This window comes from Phytomonospora endophytica (assembly GCF_014202425.1).
Classification (GTDB): Bacteria; Actinomycetota; Actinomycetes; order Mycobacteriales; family Micromonosporaceae; genus Phytomonospora; species Phytomonospora endophytica.
In genome coordinates this window covers 25,606-41,062 of record NZ_JACHGT010000001.1, presented here as the reverse complement: position 1 = coordinate 41,062, position 15,457 = coordinate 25,606, and the positions used below count along the sequence as shown (strand labels likewise).

The following is a 15,457-nucleotide window of genomic DNA, read 5'->3' as shown; positions in this document are numbered from 1 at the left end:
GCGCACCCTGCCGCGGCCGCGTCACGTCACGAGCGCAGCGAGGCGGGGCGGAGCGGGATCCAGCGCGCCCGACCACGGCCACGTCACGTCACGAGCACGGCGGGGCGGGGTGGGGCGGAGCGGGCTCCAGCGCACCCTTGACGACCCCACCGTGACTCGCGCGAAAGACGTTCACCGGAACCCACGCCTCGCCGAGCAACGCCACCCCTCGCTGAGGCTCCGGGCAGAAGCCCGCAGGCTCCCGCGCGCCCGGCCGCGTCAGGTCACGAGTGCGGCGGAGCGGGCTCCAGCGCACCCTTGACGACCCCACCGTGACTCGCGCGAAAGACCTTCACCGGAACCCACGCCTCGCCGAGCAACGCCACCCCTCGCTGAGGCTCCGGGCAGAAACCCGCAGGCTCCCGCGCGCCCGGCCGCGTCAGGTCACGAGTGCGGCGGGACGGAGCGGAGCGGGCCCCAGCGCGACTCACGTGAGAAACCTCCACCGGAACCCACACCTCGCCGAGCGACGCCGCCCCTCCGTGGGACCTCCGGGCAGCAACCCGCAGGCTTTCGCGCGCGCACGGCCACGGCCGCGTCACGTCGCGAGCGCGGCGGGGCGCGGCGGGGCGGGGCGGGGCGCGGCGCGGCGGGCGGGTGGGCCGGAGCGGGCTCCCGCGCACCCCCACGCCCCCACCCCTCACCCGTAGTACCCCTCCACCGGAATCCGCGCCTCGTCGAACAGCGCCGGCCCCTCCGTCGGGACCTCCGGGAACGAGCCCGTCGGCTTCAGCGTGCCCAGCTGCTCGCCGGACAGGGCGTAGACGACCCGCCCCAGTCCCGAACGCGCGAGGGCTCCCGTGCACATCCCGCAGGGTTCGCAGCTGGTGTACATCGTCGTCGTCGCGGCGACTTCGGGCGTGAGTTCGCGCGCGGCCCACACGGCGAGCTTGAGCTCGGGGTGCAGGCTGATGTCGCGTTCGCTGACGGTGGCGTTGCGCTCCTCGGCGAGGATCGTCCCGTCGGCGGCGGCGAGCAGCGACCCGAACGGCGGGTCACCCGCCTTCCTCGCCTCGGCGGCCAGCGCGATGGCGCGGCGGAGCAGTTCGTCGTTCACGTCTCTCCCTCGTTTCGCAGGGCGGCCACGGCCGCCAGGGCCTTCCACGCGACAGTAGGCCGCAGGGTCTCTTCGGGGTCGCCGCCGAACGGGTCGAGGACGACCGTCTCGGCGCCGAGCGCCGCCAGGCTCGCCAGGTCGGCGCGGATCTGGTCGACGGTGCCCTCACCCGCCAGGCGCTCGGGTCCGAGCGGCCGCTCGGTGAGCCGCAGGACGATCCTGGGCGCGAAGGCCGGGGCGGCGCGGCCCTCGGCCCGCGCGGTCGCGGCGAGGCGGCCGACGGCCTCGGTGAGCCAGCCGACCGTGTTGCGCAGCGGATGCCAGGCGTCGCCGAGGCGAACGGCCCGGCGGATCCCGGCGTCGCTGTTCCCACCGATCCAGACGGGGATGGGATCGTCGCGCCAGATCTCGCGGACCGTCGTCAGGTACTCGTCGGTCAGGGCTCCCCGCCGCTCGAATGGCACGCCGAGGGCGGCGAACTCATCCCTCGCCCAGCCGACGCCCACCCCGAGGACGAGCCGCCCGCCGCTGAGCCGGTCGAGGTTGGCCGCCATGCGCGCGACCAGCAGCGGATGCCGGTACGGCATGATCAGCACGGTCGTGCCAAGCCGGACGCGCCGGGTCATCCCGGCCAGCCAGGACAGCAGCGTGAAGGGTTCGTAGAAGGGCTCGGGGTACTGCTCGGCGACGTCGGGCGTGATCGCCACGTGGTCGGACACCATGAGCAGGTCGAAGCCGAGTCCCTCGACCGTCTGCGCCCAGTCCCGCAGGACCCCCGGGTCGGTCCCCGGCCCGAAGTTCGGCACGTTCACACCTATTTGCACTGGTCAAGGCTATCCGCGCGGATCCCGACCGGGAAGGGACTTCTCCCGGCGCGAAGCGGCGGCGGCCATGGATTCCGGCGTAGATTCGGCCCGTGACCGTGAATCTCGACGCGACCGACTGGGCCATCCTCGACGCCCTCCAGGAGAACGGCCGCATGGCCCTGACCGAACTCGGCAAGCGGGTCAACCTAAGCGCCTCGGCCGCCACCGAACGCGTCCGGCGCCTTGAGGAGTCCGGCGTGATCACCGGCTACCGCGCCGAGATCGACCTGTCGAAGTCCGGCTACCCGGTCCTGGCCGTCGTCCGCCTGAAGTTCCCCGGCAACCGGCACGACGCGCTGCACCGGCTGCTCACCGAGCGCCGCGAGATCCTGGAGTGCCTGCGCACGACCGGCGACGACTGCTACGTCCTCAAGGTGGCCGCAACCTCCATGCCACACCTTGAGGATCTGATGGACGAACTCGCGGGTTTCGGCGGCACCACGACCAACGTCGTCTACCGCCAGACGCTCCCCTACCGGGGCCCGAGCCAGGCGTGACTCCCGCCTGGACGGTCCACTGTGCACTGTCCACGGCCCGCGTACCTGTGCACACAAGTCCTATGTCAGAGATGTGACAGTTGGACGCGCTGTCGGAATGGATACACGGTTTCGGCGCATGATCGGTGACAATGAGCGCGTGACCAGTATCAGCGTGGCCGAACTCAAGGCGGCTATCGCCGCCGCGATGCAGCAGGTCTCCGACGGCCAGGAGGCCATCAAGATCGCCGGCGAGAAGCTGCAGGGCGCGCAGCAGGTCCTCGGTGCCATCCTCCAGGGCAGCCAGCACCAGTCGGTGGAATCGGCGCAGGCCGCGCTCGCCCAGGCGGGCGCCGAACTCGAACAGTGCATGGCGGCGACGCTCGCCGCGGCCGAGCAGGCCCAGTCCTACGCGGCGACCCTGTAGCGCGATGGGGACGATCACCGAGCTCGGACAGGCGGTACGCACCGCCACCGCCGAACTGCCGCTCGGCGGGACGGCCCAGGCCGCGGCCCGGCTGGACGAGGCCAGGGGAATCCTGGCCCAGGCGCTCACCGAGTCGGTCGAGCCCGCCGGGCTCCCGGAGATCTCCCGCGCGCAGACCCACCTCGACCGCGCGATCACCCAGCTCATCGCCGCCGCCGAACACCTCGACGACTACCTCGTCTCCATCGGGCTCGCGCCCGGCGGCGACAAGGGCGAGATCGACGTCCCGGCCTCCGCCCCCGCCGCGCCCGCGCCCGACGGCAGGCGCTCCTGGTGGCTCACCCGAATCGCCGAGATCACCAAGGCCGACGAGGGACAGGCCAAGGCCGCCGAGGAGATCAGGCACACCGAGCTGACGCCGCTGTTCGAGAAGCTCGTCAAGATCGCCGCGGGCGGCGACCGCGACCTCTTCCGCCGTGAACTCCAGGCCACCGACCCGGCCGTCGGCATCCGCCTTCCCGCGCTGACCTGGCCGCAGATCCGCGTCCTCGCCACCGAGTTCCTCGGCGAGACGCCGACCGCGAAGAACCTGGACCGCCTGCGCGCCAAGACCGGTGACCGGATCCGGCAGTTCCTGCCCGGGCTCGACGACAAGGCCGGCGAGATCGAGCTGGCCGCCGCCTGCCATGTCGCCCAGCCGCCCGAGCGGCACCCGGTCGACATCGCCGCCATGGGACCGGTGCTCGTCGCGGCCCTGATCAGGGCACGCGGGAAGCAGGACTGATGGGCGGCTGGCGCACGGTTCTCGCCGACACGGTCAGCCGCGACCTGGCCACCGCCAGGGACGCCGCCCGCGCGCTCCGCGAGCACGCCGTGGCCGAAGCCGCCTACGCCACCGAGAACGCCCGCAACATCCTGGAGGCGGGCCGCGACGAACAGGCGCGACTGGCCGCCGCCCACCGCGAGCGCGGCGCCGACCTCGACGACCGTGCCGCCCAGGCGATGTCGGCGACCCTGGCCCGGATGTCCGGCCTGGCCGCGGAGTTCGCCTCCGGCGCCGCCGGGGATCCCTGGGCCGACTGGCACCCGACCCCGCCGGCGCGCGGCACGATCCCGGGTCTGCTGCGGATCGGGTCCGTCGACGCTCCCGGCGAACCGCCCGCGCTGGTCCCGCTGCTCGACCACGCGCACCTGGTGTGCCGCACCGATCCCGGCCGCATCCTGCCGGGCCTGCTCCTGCGCACCCTCGGCACGACCCAGCCGGGCGCGGTCCACCTGACCGTCTACGACCCCGAGCGCCTCGGCGGCAGCCTCGCCGGGCTCGCGCCCCTGGCACCGGCCGGGATGCTCGGCTTCGTCGGTCCCAACGGCCTGTCCGACATGCTCGACGAGCTGGTCGAGCAGGTCCGGCGCATCAACGAGACCGTCCTGGCCGGCGAGTACGACTCGCTGCGCGAGCTGGCGCGCGCCACCGGCCGGCGTCCGGAACCGTGGCGGGTCGCGGTCCTCCTCGACGACAACGGCCAGGAGGACTGGACCGGCAAGCAGCGCGCGCAGCTCGCCCGGATCCTGCGCACCGGCGTGGCCTGCGGCGTGCACGTCATCGTCCAGGACTCCCCGGCGAACCCGATGGCCCTGACCGGGCCCGACATCGAGATCGTCGAGGACACCCGCACGACCATGACCGCCGACTTCGACGTGCGGCTCGACCCGCCGCCGCCGTCCACACTGGTCACCGCGACGTGCCGGGCCATCGCCGAACGCGTCGCCCAGGGCCCCGAACCGGCCGTGTTCGCCGACCTGCTCCCCGACGACGACGCCGACCTGTGGACCTTCTCCTCGGCCGCCGGGCTCACCGCGCCCATCGGCGAAGGGGCCGAGGGGCGCCTCATCGACGTGACCCTCGGTGACAACCCGCCGCACGCGCTCATCGGCGGCCCGTCCGGCGCCGGTAAGACGAACCTCCTCTACGCCTGGATCGGCGCGCTGACGGCTCGCTACGGGCCGGAAGAGCTCGCGATGTACCTCCTCGACTTCAAGGAGGGCGTGTCCTTCGCGCGCTTCGCCAAAGGCCGCCGCGACCCGAGCTGGCTGCCGCACGTGCGGCTGGTCGGCGTCAACATCAACGACGACCGCGAGTTCGGTCTCGCCCTGCTGCGGCACCTGCGCGACGAGCTGCGCCGCCGCGCCGAGGCGGCCAAGCAGCACGAGGCGACGAAGCTGGAAGAGCTGCGCCACCAGGACCCGGGCGGCCGCTGGCCGCGGATCGTGGCGATCATCGACGAGTTCCAGGTCCTCCTCGACGGCCGCGACACCGTCAGCAACGAGGCCGTCGGACTCCTCGAAGACCTCGCCCGCCGGGGCCGCTCGCAGGGCATCCACCTGGTCCTGGCCAGCCAGGACGTCGCCGGGATCGAGGCGCTGTGGGGCAGGCCGGCGCTGGTCGCGCAGTTCACGCTGCGGGTCGCGCTGCCCAAGGCCCGCCGGATCCTCGCCGAGACGAACACCGCCGCCGACGAGATCCCGCGCTACCACGCCGTCGTCAACTCCGACTCCGGCGTGACCAGTGCCAACAAGGTCGTACGCGTCCCCGACGCCAGCAACCGCACCGCCTGGGATCCGCTCCAGCAGCGCCTGTGGAACGCCCGGCCCGCCGACAACGACGAGCCGCGCCTCTTCGACGGCGACCACGTGCCGCGCCTGGCCGACGCCGTCGACCTCGGCGGGAACGTACCGACCGCACTGCTCGGCCAGACCATCGACGTCACGACCCGGTCGGCGCGTTTCCGGCTCACGCGCACGGTCGGTCGCAACCTGGCCGTCCTCGGCACCCGCACCGAGGAGGCCTGCGACGTCCTCGCCGCGGCCGCGATCACCGTGGCCAAGGAGAACGCCGCCCGCTTCACCCTCTGCTGCCCCGATCCGGACGCGCGCCTGGCCGCCGACCGGCTCGCGATGACACTGTCGGCCATGGGCATGGAGACCGAGGTCCACAACGGGCTGACCGACGTGGTCGGCTCGCTCACCGGCACCGACTCGCCCGTCCCGCACCTGGTGCTGCTCTACGCCGTCGACGCCGCCAGCGGCACGCTCGACGCGTCGGCCAAGGAACGTTTCCGGCAGCTGCTGCTGACCGGTCCCGAACGCCGGATCCACACCCTGGGCTGGTGGCGCTCGGTCCCGCGACTGCGCGAGGACCTCGGCGGCTTCGCCGCCCGCTTCGACTCCATCGACGCCTGGCTCGCGCTCGACGTGCACGGCCCCGAGCTGGCACCGCTGTCGCCGACGCCCGGCGGACCACCCTGGTACCCGCGGCCGCGGCGTGGCCTGTTCTTCGACAGGGCCGTCCACCGCCACCCCGAGGTGGTGATCCCCTACGACACGAGCGAGGCCACGAGCCCGCGCGCTTCAATGCTGCTCAGTGGAGTACGGAAGGACGCGACGACGGGCGACACGGGCGCCGTGACGGACGTTTGGGGCGATGACCATGGCGGCTGACCTGAGCCACCAGAACCCGCGCGACGCCTACAAGGCCTCCGCGACGAGCCTGTCGCGGACGATGACGGCCCAACGCGACCGCCACGAGGTCCTGCAGCGGCGGCACCGGGGCGAGGTCGGCACGATCCGAGAGCGCGTGTCGGAGGCGATGGCCGCCCGCGACGCCGCCCAGAAGACCGCCGCCCAGGCCACCGTGACCGTCGACGAGATCGACGGCGCCGCCGCCGGACTGTGGCGCGACCTGCTCGGCTACGTCGGCTCGGGCCGGATCCCGCCGCGCCTGCGCGACATCCCCGCGAACGAGACGCCGTACCCGGCCATCACCGCCCGCGGCACCCGGACGCGCAAGCCGAAGGCACCGAAGGTGCCCGACCCGCGCGCGCTGATCGACCGGGCCAGGCGCACCCTCGCCCTCGCCCGGCGCGGGCAGCTGGAGTTCCCGCCGCCGAAGTACGTGATGCCGCTGATGGCCCTGATCGGCGCGGCCTGCGGGCTGCTGGCCGTCTTCGGCGCCCACCTGATCCTCGGCGCGGCCGGTGAGGGCACCGACAACACCGCCCTGGCCCTGCGGCCGCTGGCGCTGGTGTGCGTGTTCATGGGGCCGTTCATCGGGCTGCCCATCGCCAGCATCTACCTCGGGATGCGTCACCGGCAGCGCCCGCGCCCGCATCACATCTGGCTGCTGATCGGCGCCGGGGTGATCGCACTGGTCATCGGTGTTCCCCTGCTGATGTTGTAGGGACGCCCGCCGGGCGGGTCTCGTACGGCAAATCGTGGCCCGCAGTTACCGGACCCGCACAGCCCCGGTCACTGAACCGTCCTGACTCGGTCACCTGGTGGTCGCCTTCGGCGCTGAGCATGAAGGCGCCTGCGAAGGAGGCCGCCATGATCCCCGACAACGCCACCGTGGCACCGGCGTCCGCACACGCCGAAGCGGCCGGCCGGCCGGCACCCCTGGCCACCGACAACTCCCGCTACTCCATCCGCGTCGCCGACGCCGCCGAGATCCGCGCCGCCCAGCGCCTCCGGCACCGCGTCTTCGCCGGGGAGCTCGGCGCGACGCTCCACACGCCGAGCGAGGGCCTCGACGTCGACCCCTTCGACGTCTACTGCGACCACCTCGTGGTCGTCGACGACCCGTCCGGTGAGGTCGTCGGCACCTACCGGATGCTTCCGCCCGGCCGCACCACCCGCCTCTACTCCGACGGCGAGTTCGACCTCTCGGCCCTCGACGGGCTGCGCGGCGGGCTCGTCGAGACCGGCCGCTCGTGCGTGGACCCGGCCCACCGCGACGGTTCGGTCATCAACCTGATGTGGGCCGGCATCGCCCGCTACCTGCTGCTGACCGGCAACCGCCTGCTCGCGGGCTGCGCGTCGGTCCCCGTCGCCGACGCCGACGCGGTGTGGGCCCATGTCGCCGAGCGGAACCTCTCGGCGCCCGGGCTGCGCGTCACCCCGCACAACCCGTGGCCGCTGTCGGACGTGCCGGCCGACCTCAAGTCCGTTCCGCCGCTGCTGCGCGGTTACCTGCGGCTCGGCGCGAAGGTCTGCGGTCCCCCGGCCCACGACCCGGACTTCGGCGTGGCCGACTTCTACATCCTGCTCGACCTCGACGAGACCAACCCGCGCTACCTGAGGCACTTCCTCGGCGAGCACGGCCTCGACGAGCTGTCCCGGGAGGGGAAGGCGTGATGACGCCCCTGACGAGCACGACCGCGACGGCCGCCCGCGCGCCTCGCCCGGCCAAGCCGGGAGCCCGCGCCACGCGCCGGTGCGGCATGACGAGCGGTACCCGGGCGCCACGCCCGGTCCGCGGGTTCGGGGGTGCGGTGTGAGCGGTGGCTGGTTCCCCGACTCGGACTGCACCCCGTCCTGCATTCCCGAGCCGAACGCGCTGCCCTCGGTGGGACTGCCCCGGCGTGCCGCCAGGGTCGTCGCGCTGGCGAGCGTGCTGGCGGCGGCGACCGTCCTGCTCCCGCTGTTCCCCTCGCTCGGGCCGCGCCTGGCCCGGGCGGTGCTGCGCGCGTCGGGCGTCGTCGTGCCGATGCGCCCGGCGCCGATCGCGGCCGGTTCGCTGGTCGTGGCCAACCACTCCTCGTGGATCGACGTGGTCGCGCTGACCGCGCTCGGCGGTCCACGCGCGCCGGTGCGGATGCTCGCCAAGCGCGAGGTCGGCGAATGGCCCCTGCTGGGGTGGCTGGCGGGGCGGACGCGGACGCTGTTCGTCGACCGCGGTTCGCTGCGGACACTGCCGTCGACGGTGGCGGCGATGGCCGAGCGCCTGCGCGGCGGCGAGAGCATCGGAGTGTTCCCCGAGGCGACGACCTGGTGCCTGCCCGCCAGGGGCCGTTTCCGGCGCGCGCCCTTCCAGGCCGCGATCGACGCCGACGCGAAGGTCGCGCCGGTGACCCTCTGGTTCACCTTCGCCGACGGCTCGCCGACGACCGCCGCGGCGTTCCTCGGCACGGAGACCTTCATGTCGTCGCTGCGCCGGGTCCTGCGTGCGAAAGGACTGCGACTCCACGTCATCGTCTCCGAACCCTTCCCGGCCGTCGGGGACCGGCGGGGGCTCGCCGTGCGCGCCGAGTCCGCCGTCGTCGGCGAAGCGCTCGCCGGGCTCGTGACGGGACTTCGGGAGCGCGCGGCGGCCCGGGCCGAGCCGCCGGCGGTTCCCGCCGTCCTGGTCCCCAACGCGCGACGGGCCTTCGACTGGAACCACGTCCCCGAGGAGAGCGTCGAAACCGTCGACGCCCGCCGAAGGCGGGTGCTCACGCCACAGCCCTGAAACCTCGGGTCCCCGGCCCCACCGCCGGAAGGACCCGCGCCCGACCGGGGCGCCGACGGACCTCCACCCGTCGGCGCCCCGGTCGCGTTCGGGTACCGTGGCCGGACCGCTCTCGCGGCGGCCACAGAGCCTGGACGAAGCACCCGATCACGGGATACCGGCCGGTTGTGGGCACACCTTCGCCACCACCGAACCGGAGTCCTCCCGTGGTCAAAGCGTCCCTCGCCGTCTTCAAACAGCGCGACTTCTCGCTCCTGTGGTGGGGCGGCCTGATCTCCTACCTGGGCAACTGGATGCTCGTGGTGGGCCTGCCGGTGACCGTCTACGACCTCACCGGTTCGGCGACGGCCTCGGCGAGCATCGTCGCCTCCGGGGTCACCGCCCGCCTGATCAGCGGCACCTTCGCCGGGGTGCTGGTGGACCGCTGGGACCGCCGCCGGGTCATGGTCGTCGGCAACATCGCGCAGGCCGCGGTCCTGCTGCCGCTGCTGCTGGTCGACAGCGGGGGCGACGTCTGGATCTGCGCGGCCGTCATGTTCGCCGGGGCGGCCGTCGGCCCGTTCGTCAACATCGCCGAGGACGCCCTGCTCCCTCGCCTGGTCCCGGACGAGCAGCTACCCGCGGCGAACTCCCTCAACTCGCTGAACAACAACCTGGCGCGGCTCGTCGGGCCCATGCTCGGCGGACTCGGCGTGGTGTGGTTCGGGCTGGGCGGGATCGCCGTCGCCGACGCGGCCACCTACCTGATCTCGGCGGCGCTGATCTTCGCCGTCCGGGGGAGGCACGTCGCCGAACGGGCCGAGTCGCATCGCACGGGCGTGCTGCGGAAGTTCGCCGGGGAGTTCGCCGACGGCGTCCGCATCGTCTCGCGCAACCGGGTGCTGCTGGTCGTGTGCGGGTTCTTCGCGCTGACCTCCTTCGGCGACGCGGTCTTCGCCGCCGTGTTCATCGTCTTCACCGAGCGGACCCTCGGCGGCGGCGCCGACGAGTACGCCTGGCTGATCGCCGCGCAGGCCGTCGGCGGTGTGCTGGGCGGGGTGGTCGGCGGCTGGTTCGCCACCCACTGGTCCCCGCGGCGACTGCTCGGGGTCGGGGCCCTGCTGTTCGCCTCCATCGACCTGTTCACCTTCAACTACCCCAAGCTGTGGGTGCACGTCCTGCCCGGCGTCGTGTCGATGATCATCGTCGGTGTGCCCTTCGTGTTCACCTACGCCGCCGCGCAGACGCTGCTCCAGCGCAACAGCGTCGACGAGTTCCGGGGCCGGATCTTCGCCGCGCGCGGCACGATCACCTCGGCCTGCGTGCTGCTGGGCTCGGGGATGGTCGTGCTGCTCGACGGGCGGGTCGACGTGGTGACGATGCTCAACATCCAGGGCGTGTTCCCGCTCCTGGCCGGGGTGGCTGCCCTGGTGCTGCTGCCGAGGAAGGACGCGGTCCGGGAGGAAACGACCGCGCCCTCACCCGAGACGGTCACGACGGGCTGACGATGCCCGTTTGCCGTCATGACGACGTCACGAGCTGAAACCGAATGGATCTTGCCCGACGAGGCATCTCTTTCAAAATATATGCACGACCACTTGCGCATGACGACGACATGACACCATAATGACGTCACCCAAGCCCAAGGAGTGCCCCGTGAACAAGTCCTCGTGGACCGTGATGCGCCAACGTGACTTCGGCCTGATGTGGTGGGGCGGGCTGATATCCCTGATGGGCACCCGGATGCTCCAGGTCGCCCTGCCCATCACGGTCCTCGAACTCACCGGCTCACCGACGGCGATGGCCGCCATCGTGGCCGCCTCGGTCGTCCCGCAGCTCGTGCTCGGCCCGCTGGTCGGCGTGCTCGTCGACCGCTGGGACCGCAAACGCGTCCTCATCATCGCCAACATCGGCCAGGCCGCCGCCCTGTTGCCGCTGCTGGCCGTGCACCACGCCCGCGACCTGTGGATCTGCGCCGCCGTGACCCTGCTGTCGGCGTCCATCGCCCCCTTCGTCTCGACCGCGGAGAACGCACTGCTCCCCCGCCTCGTCGGCGACGAGCAGCTGCCGACGGCGAACTCGCTCAACGCGCTGAACAACAACCTGGCCCGCCTCATCGGCCCGCTCGCCGGCGGTGGCGCGACTCTCCTGTTCGGGCTCATGGGCGTGGCGATCGCCGACGCGGTCACCTTCCTCGCCGCCGCCCTGCTCATCGCGCTGGTCCGCGGACGCCACCGCGCCGAGGCCGCCGCAGCCGCGGAGGCCGCCGGTGAGGTCCCCCCGGGCTTCGTGCGGAAGTTCGCCCGCGAGTTCGCCGAGGGCATCAAGGTCATCGTGGCCAGCCGGACGCTGCTGATCATCTTCCTGATGTTCGCGGTCATGTCCGTCGGCGAGGGGATCATGGGCAGCCTGTTCGCCGTGTGGGTCACCGACGTGCTGCACGGTGAGGCCCCCGAGCTGAGCTGGCTGATCGCCGCGCAGGCGGTCGGCGGGATCGCCGGCGGCCTCGTCGGCGGCCGTTTCGCCTCGCGCTGGTCGCCGCGGCTGCTGCTCGGCGTCGGGATGCTCCTGTTCGGCGCCATCGACCTGGCGATCTTCACCTACCCGCTGCTGTGGGTCAACGTCGCGCCGGGCATCGTCGGGATGATCCTCGTCGGGATCCCCGGCGTGATCGCCAGCGCGGGCGCGATGACGCTGTTCCAGCGCTCCACCGACGACGCCTACCGCGGGCGGGCCTTCGCCGCGGTCGGCACGGTCATGGCGGCGAGCATGCTCCTCGGCACCGGTGTCGCGGTCCTGCTGACCGGCCCGCTGCCCATCGTGGCCGTGCTGAGCATCCAGGGCATCACGCCCATGCTCGCCGGACTCGGCGCGCTGCTGCTGCTCAAGCGGACCGAGACCGACGTGACCGAGGAAGCCGAGGTCAGCACGGAGCCCGAGGGGAGCGCGGAGCCCGCGCCGGCGCCGGCGTAGACGTGGGAACGGCCGCCACGTGGTCGTGGCGGCCGTCGACGTCGGGTGGGGCGTGCCCGCTCACTCGTAGTCGTAGAAGCCCTTGCCGGTCTTGCGGCCGTGGTCGCCGGCGGCGACCATGCGGGCGAGCAGCTCCGGCGGGAAGAACTTCGGGTCGCCGGTGTCGCGGTGGATGTTCTTGGTCGCCGACAGCAGCACGTCGAGGCCGGTGAGGTCGGTGGTGGCGAGCGGGCCCATGACGTGCCCGAAGCCGAGCTTGCAGGCGATGTCGAGGTCTTCGGCGGAGATGACGCCGTTCTCGACGAGGGCGACGGCCTCCATGACCAGCGCGCAGATGAGGCGGGTGGTGGCGAAGCCGGCGACGTCGCGGTTGACGACGACGCAGGTCTTGCCGATCTCCTCGGCGAAGGCGCGGGCGGTGGCGAGGGTCTCGTCGGTGGTCTTGAGACCGCGGACGAGTTCGCACAGGGCCATCATCGGCACCGGAGAGAAGAAGTGGGTGCCGACGACCGATTCGGGGCGGCCGGTGACGGCGGCGATCTGGGTGATCGGGATGGCCGAGGTGTTGGTGGCGAGGACCGCGCCGGGCTTGCAGACGGCGTCGAGGCGGCGGAAGATGTCCTGCTTGATCTCCAGCTGCTCGAAGACGGCCTCGACGACGATGTCGGCGTCGGCCGCGGCCTTCTCCAGGTCGGTGCTGGTGGAGATGCGGGCCAGCGCGGCGTCGGCGTCGGCCTGGCTGATCTTGTCCTTGGACACGAACTTCGCCAGGGACGCACTCGTGCCCGCGCGTCCGCGCGCCAGGGCCTCCTCGGAGACGTCGTGGACGGTGACCGTCCAGCCCGCGACCGCCGAGACCTGCGCGATGCCCGAGCCCATGAGCCCGGAACCGATGACCGCCAGTGAACCTGCCATACCGCACTCCCTACCGATGAGTAACCTTCCCCACCTTACCGATCCCTAAGGTAGCCGTAGGCTCAAGGGCATGGCCGTTCACCTCACGCGCATCTACACCAAGACCGGCGATAGCGGTACGACCGGGCTGTCCGATTTCAGCCGGGTGCCGAAGACGCATCCGCGTATCGGCGCCTACGCCGACGTGGACGAGACGAACGCCGTCATCGGTGTCGCGGTCGCCCTCGGCGCGCTCGACGTGGAGATCAACGGGATCCTCCGGCAGGTTCAAAACGACCTCTTCGACGTGGGCGCCGACTTGTCGACGCCGGTGCACGAGTCGCCGAAGTATCCGCCGCTGCGGATCACCGAGGCCTATGTGACGCGCCTTGAGGAGTGGATCGACAAGTTCAACGAGCATCTGCCGAAGCTGGACTCGTTCATCCTGCGCGGCGGCAGCCCGGGCGCCGCGCTGCTGCATCAGGCGTGCACGGTCGCCCGCCGGGCGGAGCGTTCGACGTGGGTGCTGCTGGAGGCGGAGGCGGAGACGACGCACGAACTGCCGGTGAAGTACCTCAACCGGCTGTCGGATCTGCTGTTCGTCCTGGCCCGCGCCGCCAACGCCGGGCAGGACGTGCTCTGGAAGCCGGCGGAGAACGCCTGACCTCACCGACTCGCGGCCCGCCGGTACGCCCGGATGGACAGCGGCACGAACACCACGAGGATCACCGCGATCGTGATCATCGAGTACAGCCCCGGGTTCTCCATCGACCACCCCGACCCGCGCGCGGCCCCGGTGGGCGCGTTCCCCCACAGGTCCCTCAACGCGGCGACGATCGCCGAGATCGGGTTCCAGTCGGCGACGTACTGCAGGAACGTCGGCAGCGTGTCGGTGGGTACGAAGGCGTTGGAGAGGAACGTGAGCGGGAACATCCAGATGAACCCGGCGGACTGCGCCACCTCCACGCTGCGTACGGACAGGCCGATGGTGGCCGAGATCCAGCTCATGGCGTAGCCGAAGAGGAACAGCAGTCCGAACCCCGCGGCGACGTCGAGGGCGTTGGTGTGGGTGCGCCATCCGACGATGAGGCCGCAGATCGCCATGATGACGACGACGAGGACGTTGTTGATCAGGTCGGAGGTGGTCCGGCCGACGAGGACGGCGGCGCGTGACATGGGCAGCGACCGGAAACGGTCGATGATGCCCTTGGTCATGTCTTCGGCGAGACCCATGCCCGTGATGGACGACCCGAAGGCGACGGTCTGGGTGAAGATGCCGGCCATCAGGAATTCGCGGTAGTTCACGCCGGGCGCGCTGATGGCGCCGCCGAAGACGTAGGCGAAGAGCAGCACGAACATGATGGGCTGGATGGTGCTGAAGATCAGCAGGTCGGGGACGCGTTTGATCTTGATGAGGTTGCGTTTGGCGACGACCCAGCCGTCGATGATGGCGTCCACTACGGCTCCTCCTCCGTTTCGTCTTCGGCGGGGCGGCCGGTCAGTTTGAGGAACACGTCGTCGAGCGTGGGCCGGTGCACGCCGATGTCGGCGGGTTTGATCTTCGCCGCGTCGAGTCGCCGTACGGCTTCGAACAGCGCTTCGGTCCCGTCGGCGACGGGGACGACGACGCGGTGGGCCGCGTCGTCGATGGTGTAGTCGGCGAGGCCGAGGGCGGCGACGGCGGACACGACCGCGGAGGCGTCGGCCTTCGAGTGCAGCGTGATCTCCAGCCGCTCTCCGCCGACCTGCTGTTTGAGCTGGTCGGGTGTTCCGCGCGCGATGGCGCGGCCGTGGTCGATGACGATGATGTCCTCGGCGAGCTCGTCGGCCTCTTCGAGGTACTGCGTAGTGAGCAGCAGGGTCGTGCCTTCGCGGACGAGTTCGTTGAGCACGTCCCACATGCCGATGCGGCTGCGCGGGTCGAGGCCGGTCGTCGGCTCGTCGAGGAACAGGATCGGCGGGGCGGCGACGAGCGCGCCGGCCAGGTCGAGGCGCCGGCGCATGCCGCCGGAGTAGGTCTTGGACGGGCGGTCGGCGGCGTCGGTGAGGTCGAAGCGCTCCAGCAGTTCCCTGGCTCGCGCGCGGGCGCGTTTCTTGCCCAGGTGGTAGAGGCGCCCGACCATTTCCAGGTTCTCGTGGCCGGTGAGGTGCTCGTCGACGGCGGCGTACTGCCCGGAGACGCCGATGACGCGGCGGACCTCGTTGGGGTGGGCGAGCACGTCGACGCCCCGGACGGTGATCTGCCCGGCGGTCGGTGTGATGAGGGTGGTGAGCATGCGCACGGTCGTTGTCTTGCCGGCGCCGTTCGGCCCCAGGAGGCCGAGGACCGTCCCTTCGGGGACGTTGAGGTCGAGACCGTCCACGGCCCGCACCGATCCGTAGGTCTTGACCAGCCCGCGCGCTACGATCGCGTCCGCCATGTGCACCCCCTGGGCGAGATCGTAGGCGCAGCCGCTAACTTGC

General features: G+C 71.9%; 15 protein-coding genes. 10 read left to right on the top strand and 5 right to left on the bottom strand.

Annotated features, from left to right (window positions below):
* Positions 1-679 precede the first annotated feature (679 nt).
* A complete protein-coding gene (locus HNR73_RS00210) occupies positions 680-1,096 on the bottom strand; it encodes a nucleoside deaminase (RefSeq protein WP_203686565.1) in 417 nt (138 codons plus the stop codon).
* Complete coding sequence (locus HNR73_RS00205) at positions 1,093-1,920, bottom strand: LLM class flavin-dependent oxidoreductase (protein ID WP_184785134.1); 828 nt, start codon at positions 1,918-1,920, stop codon at positions 1,093-1,095. The genes HNR73_RS00210 and HNR73_RS00205 overlap by 4 nt, the downstream gene beginning before the upstream one ends.
* 92 nt (positions 1,921-2,012) lie before the next feature.
* Here HNR73_RS00205 and HNR73_RS40550 point away from each other — a divergent pair, with 92 nt between their 5' ends.
* From HNR73_RS40550 to HNR73_RS00160, 9 genes are all read left to right on the top strand, one after another.
* The gene (locus tag HNR73_RS40550; RefSeq protein WP_184785133.1) at positions 2,013-2,459 is read left to right on the top strand and encodes an Lrp/AsnC family transcriptional regulator; all 447 of its coding nucleotides are present in this window, start codon (positions 2,013-2,015) and stop codon (positions 2,457-2,459) included.
* 187 nt (positions 2,460-2,646) lie between these two features.
* The gene (locus HNR73_RS00195; protein WP_239122231.1) at positions 2,647-2,865 is read left to right on the top strand and encodes a hypothetical protein; all 219 of its coding nucleotides are present in this window, start codon (positions 2,647-2,649) and stop codon (positions 2,863-2,865) included.
* A 4-nt stretch (positions 2,866-2,869) separates the two neighbouring features.
* Positions 2,870-3,649, top strand: coding sequence for a hypothetical protein (locus HNR73_RS00190; protein WP_184785131.1), 780 nt, complete (start codon positions 2,870-2,872; stop codon positions 3,647-3,649).
* Positions 3,649-6,363, top strand: coding sequence for an FtsK/SpoIIIE domain-containing protein (locus tag HNR73_RS00185; protein ID WP_184785130.1), 2,715 nt, complete (start codon positions 3,649-3,651; stop codon positions 6,361-6,363). The genes HNR73_RS00190 and HNR73_RS00185 overlap by 1 nt, the downstream gene beginning before the upstream one ends.
* On the top strand, positions 6,347-7,102 hold the full coding sequence (locus tag HNR73_RS00180; protein ID WP_184785129.1) for a hypothetical protein: 756 nt from the start codon (positions 6,347-6,349) through the stop codon (positions 7,100-7,102). Before HNR73_RS00185 ends, HNR73_RS00180 begins: the two co-directional genes overlap by 17 nt.
* A gap of 146 nt (positions 7,103-7,248) precedes the next feature.
* Positions 7,249-8,055, top strand: coding sequence for a GNAT family N-acetyltransferase (locus tag HNR73_RS00175; RefSeq protein WP_184785128.1), 807 nt, complete (start codon positions 7,249-7,251; stop codon positions 8,053-8,055).
* 139 nt (positions 8,056-8,194) lie between these two features.
* A complete protein-coding gene (locus tag HNR73_RS00170) occupies positions 8,195-9,148 on the top strand; it encodes a lysophospholipid acyltransferase family protein (RefSeq protein WP_184785127.1) in 954 nt (317 codons plus the stop codon).
* 206 nt (positions 9,149-9,354) lie between these two features.
* Positions 9,355-10,632: an MFS transporter gene (locus HNR73_RS00165; RefSeq protein ID WP_184785126.1), complete on the top strand. Its 1,278-nt coding sequence runs from the start codon at positions 9,355-9,357 to the stop codon at positions 10,630-10,632.
* A 151-nt stretch (positions 10,633-10,783) separates the two neighbouring features.
* Positions 10,784-12,100, top strand: a complete 1,317-nt coding sequence (locus HNR73_RS00160) for an MFS transporter (RefSeq protein ID WP_184785125.1) — start codon at positions 10,784-10,786, stop codon at positions 12,098-12,100.
* A gap of 60 nt (positions 12,101-12,160) precedes the next feature.
* Here HNR73_RS00160 and HNR73_RS00155 read toward each other — a convergent pair whose 3' ends face one another.
* Positions 12,161-13,015 (bottom strand): 3-hydroxyacyl-CoA dehydrogenase family protein, encoded by an 855-nt coding sequence (locus HNR73_RS00155; protein WP_184785124.1) that lies wholly within the window; start codon positions 13,013-13,015, stop codon positions 12,161-12,163.
* Between the two features lie 70 nt (positions 13,016-13,085).
* Here HNR73_RS00155 and HNR73_RS00150 point away from each other — a divergent pair, with 70 nt between their 5' ends.
* Positions 13,086-13,658: a cob(I)yrinic acid a,c-diamide adenosyltransferase gene (locus HNR73_RS00150; RefSeq protein WP_184785123.1), complete on the top strand. Its 573-nt coding sequence runs from the start codon at positions 13,086-13,088 to the stop codon at positions 13,656-13,658.
* A gap of 2 nt (positions 13,659-13,660) precedes the next feature.
* On the opposite strand, the gene HNR73_RS00145 is transcribed toward HNR73_RS00150, so the two are convergent.
* Together HNR73_RS00145 and HNR73_RS00140 are read right to left on the bottom strand one after the other, a co-directional pair.
* Positions 13,661-14,452 carry an ABC transporter permease gene (locus HNR73_RS00145; RefSeq protein WP_184785122.1) on the bottom strand — a complete coding sequence of 264 codons (792 nt, stop codon included), beginning with the start codon at positions 14,450-14,452 and terminating at the stop codon, positions 13,661-13,663.
* Entirely contained in the window at positions 14,452-15,414 is a 963-nt protein-coding gene (locus tag HNR73_RS00140; RefSeq protein ID WP_184785121.1) for an ATP-binding cassette domain-containing protein, read from the bottom strand. Before HNR73_RS00140 ends, HNR73_RS00145 begins: the two co-directional genes overlap by 1 nt.
* Between the last annotated feature and the right edge of the window lie 43 nt (positions 15,415-15,457).

Bases quoted from the DNA above. Each gene is read 5' to 3' on its own strand.
- HNR73_RS00155 (WP_184785124.1), bottom strand. From the start codon at position 13,015: ATGGCAGGTTCACTGGCGGTCATCGGTTCCGGGCTCATGGGCTCGGGC.
- HNR73_RS00190 (WP_184785131.1), top strand. From the start codon at position 2,870: ATGGGGACGATCACCGAGCTCGGACAGGCGGTACGCACCGCCACCGCC.
- HNR73_RS00195 (WP_239122231.1), top strand. From the start codon at position 2,647: ATGCAGCAGGTCTCCGACGGCCAGGAGGCCATCAAGATCGCCGGCGAG.
- HNR73_RS00185 (WP_184785130.1), top strand. From the start codon at position 3,649: ATGGGCGGCTGGCGCACGGTTCTCGCCGACACGGTCAGCCGCGACCTG.
- HNR73_RS00175 (WP_184785128.1), top strand. From the start codon at position 7,249: ATGATCCCCGACAACGCCACCGTGGCACCGGCGTCCGCACACGCCGAA.
- HNR73_RS00180 (WP_184785129.1), top strand. From the start codon at position 6,347: ATGACCATGGCGGCTGACCTGAGCCACCAGAACCCGCGCGACGCCTAC.
- HNR73_RS00140 (WP_184785121.1), bottom strand. From the start codon at position 15,414: ATGGCGGACGCGATCGTAGCGCGCGGGCTGGTCAAGACCTACGGATCG.
- HNR73_RS00150 (WP_184785123.1), top strand. From the start codon at position 13,086: ATGGCCGTTCACCTCACGCGCATCTACACCAAGACCGGCGATAGCGGT.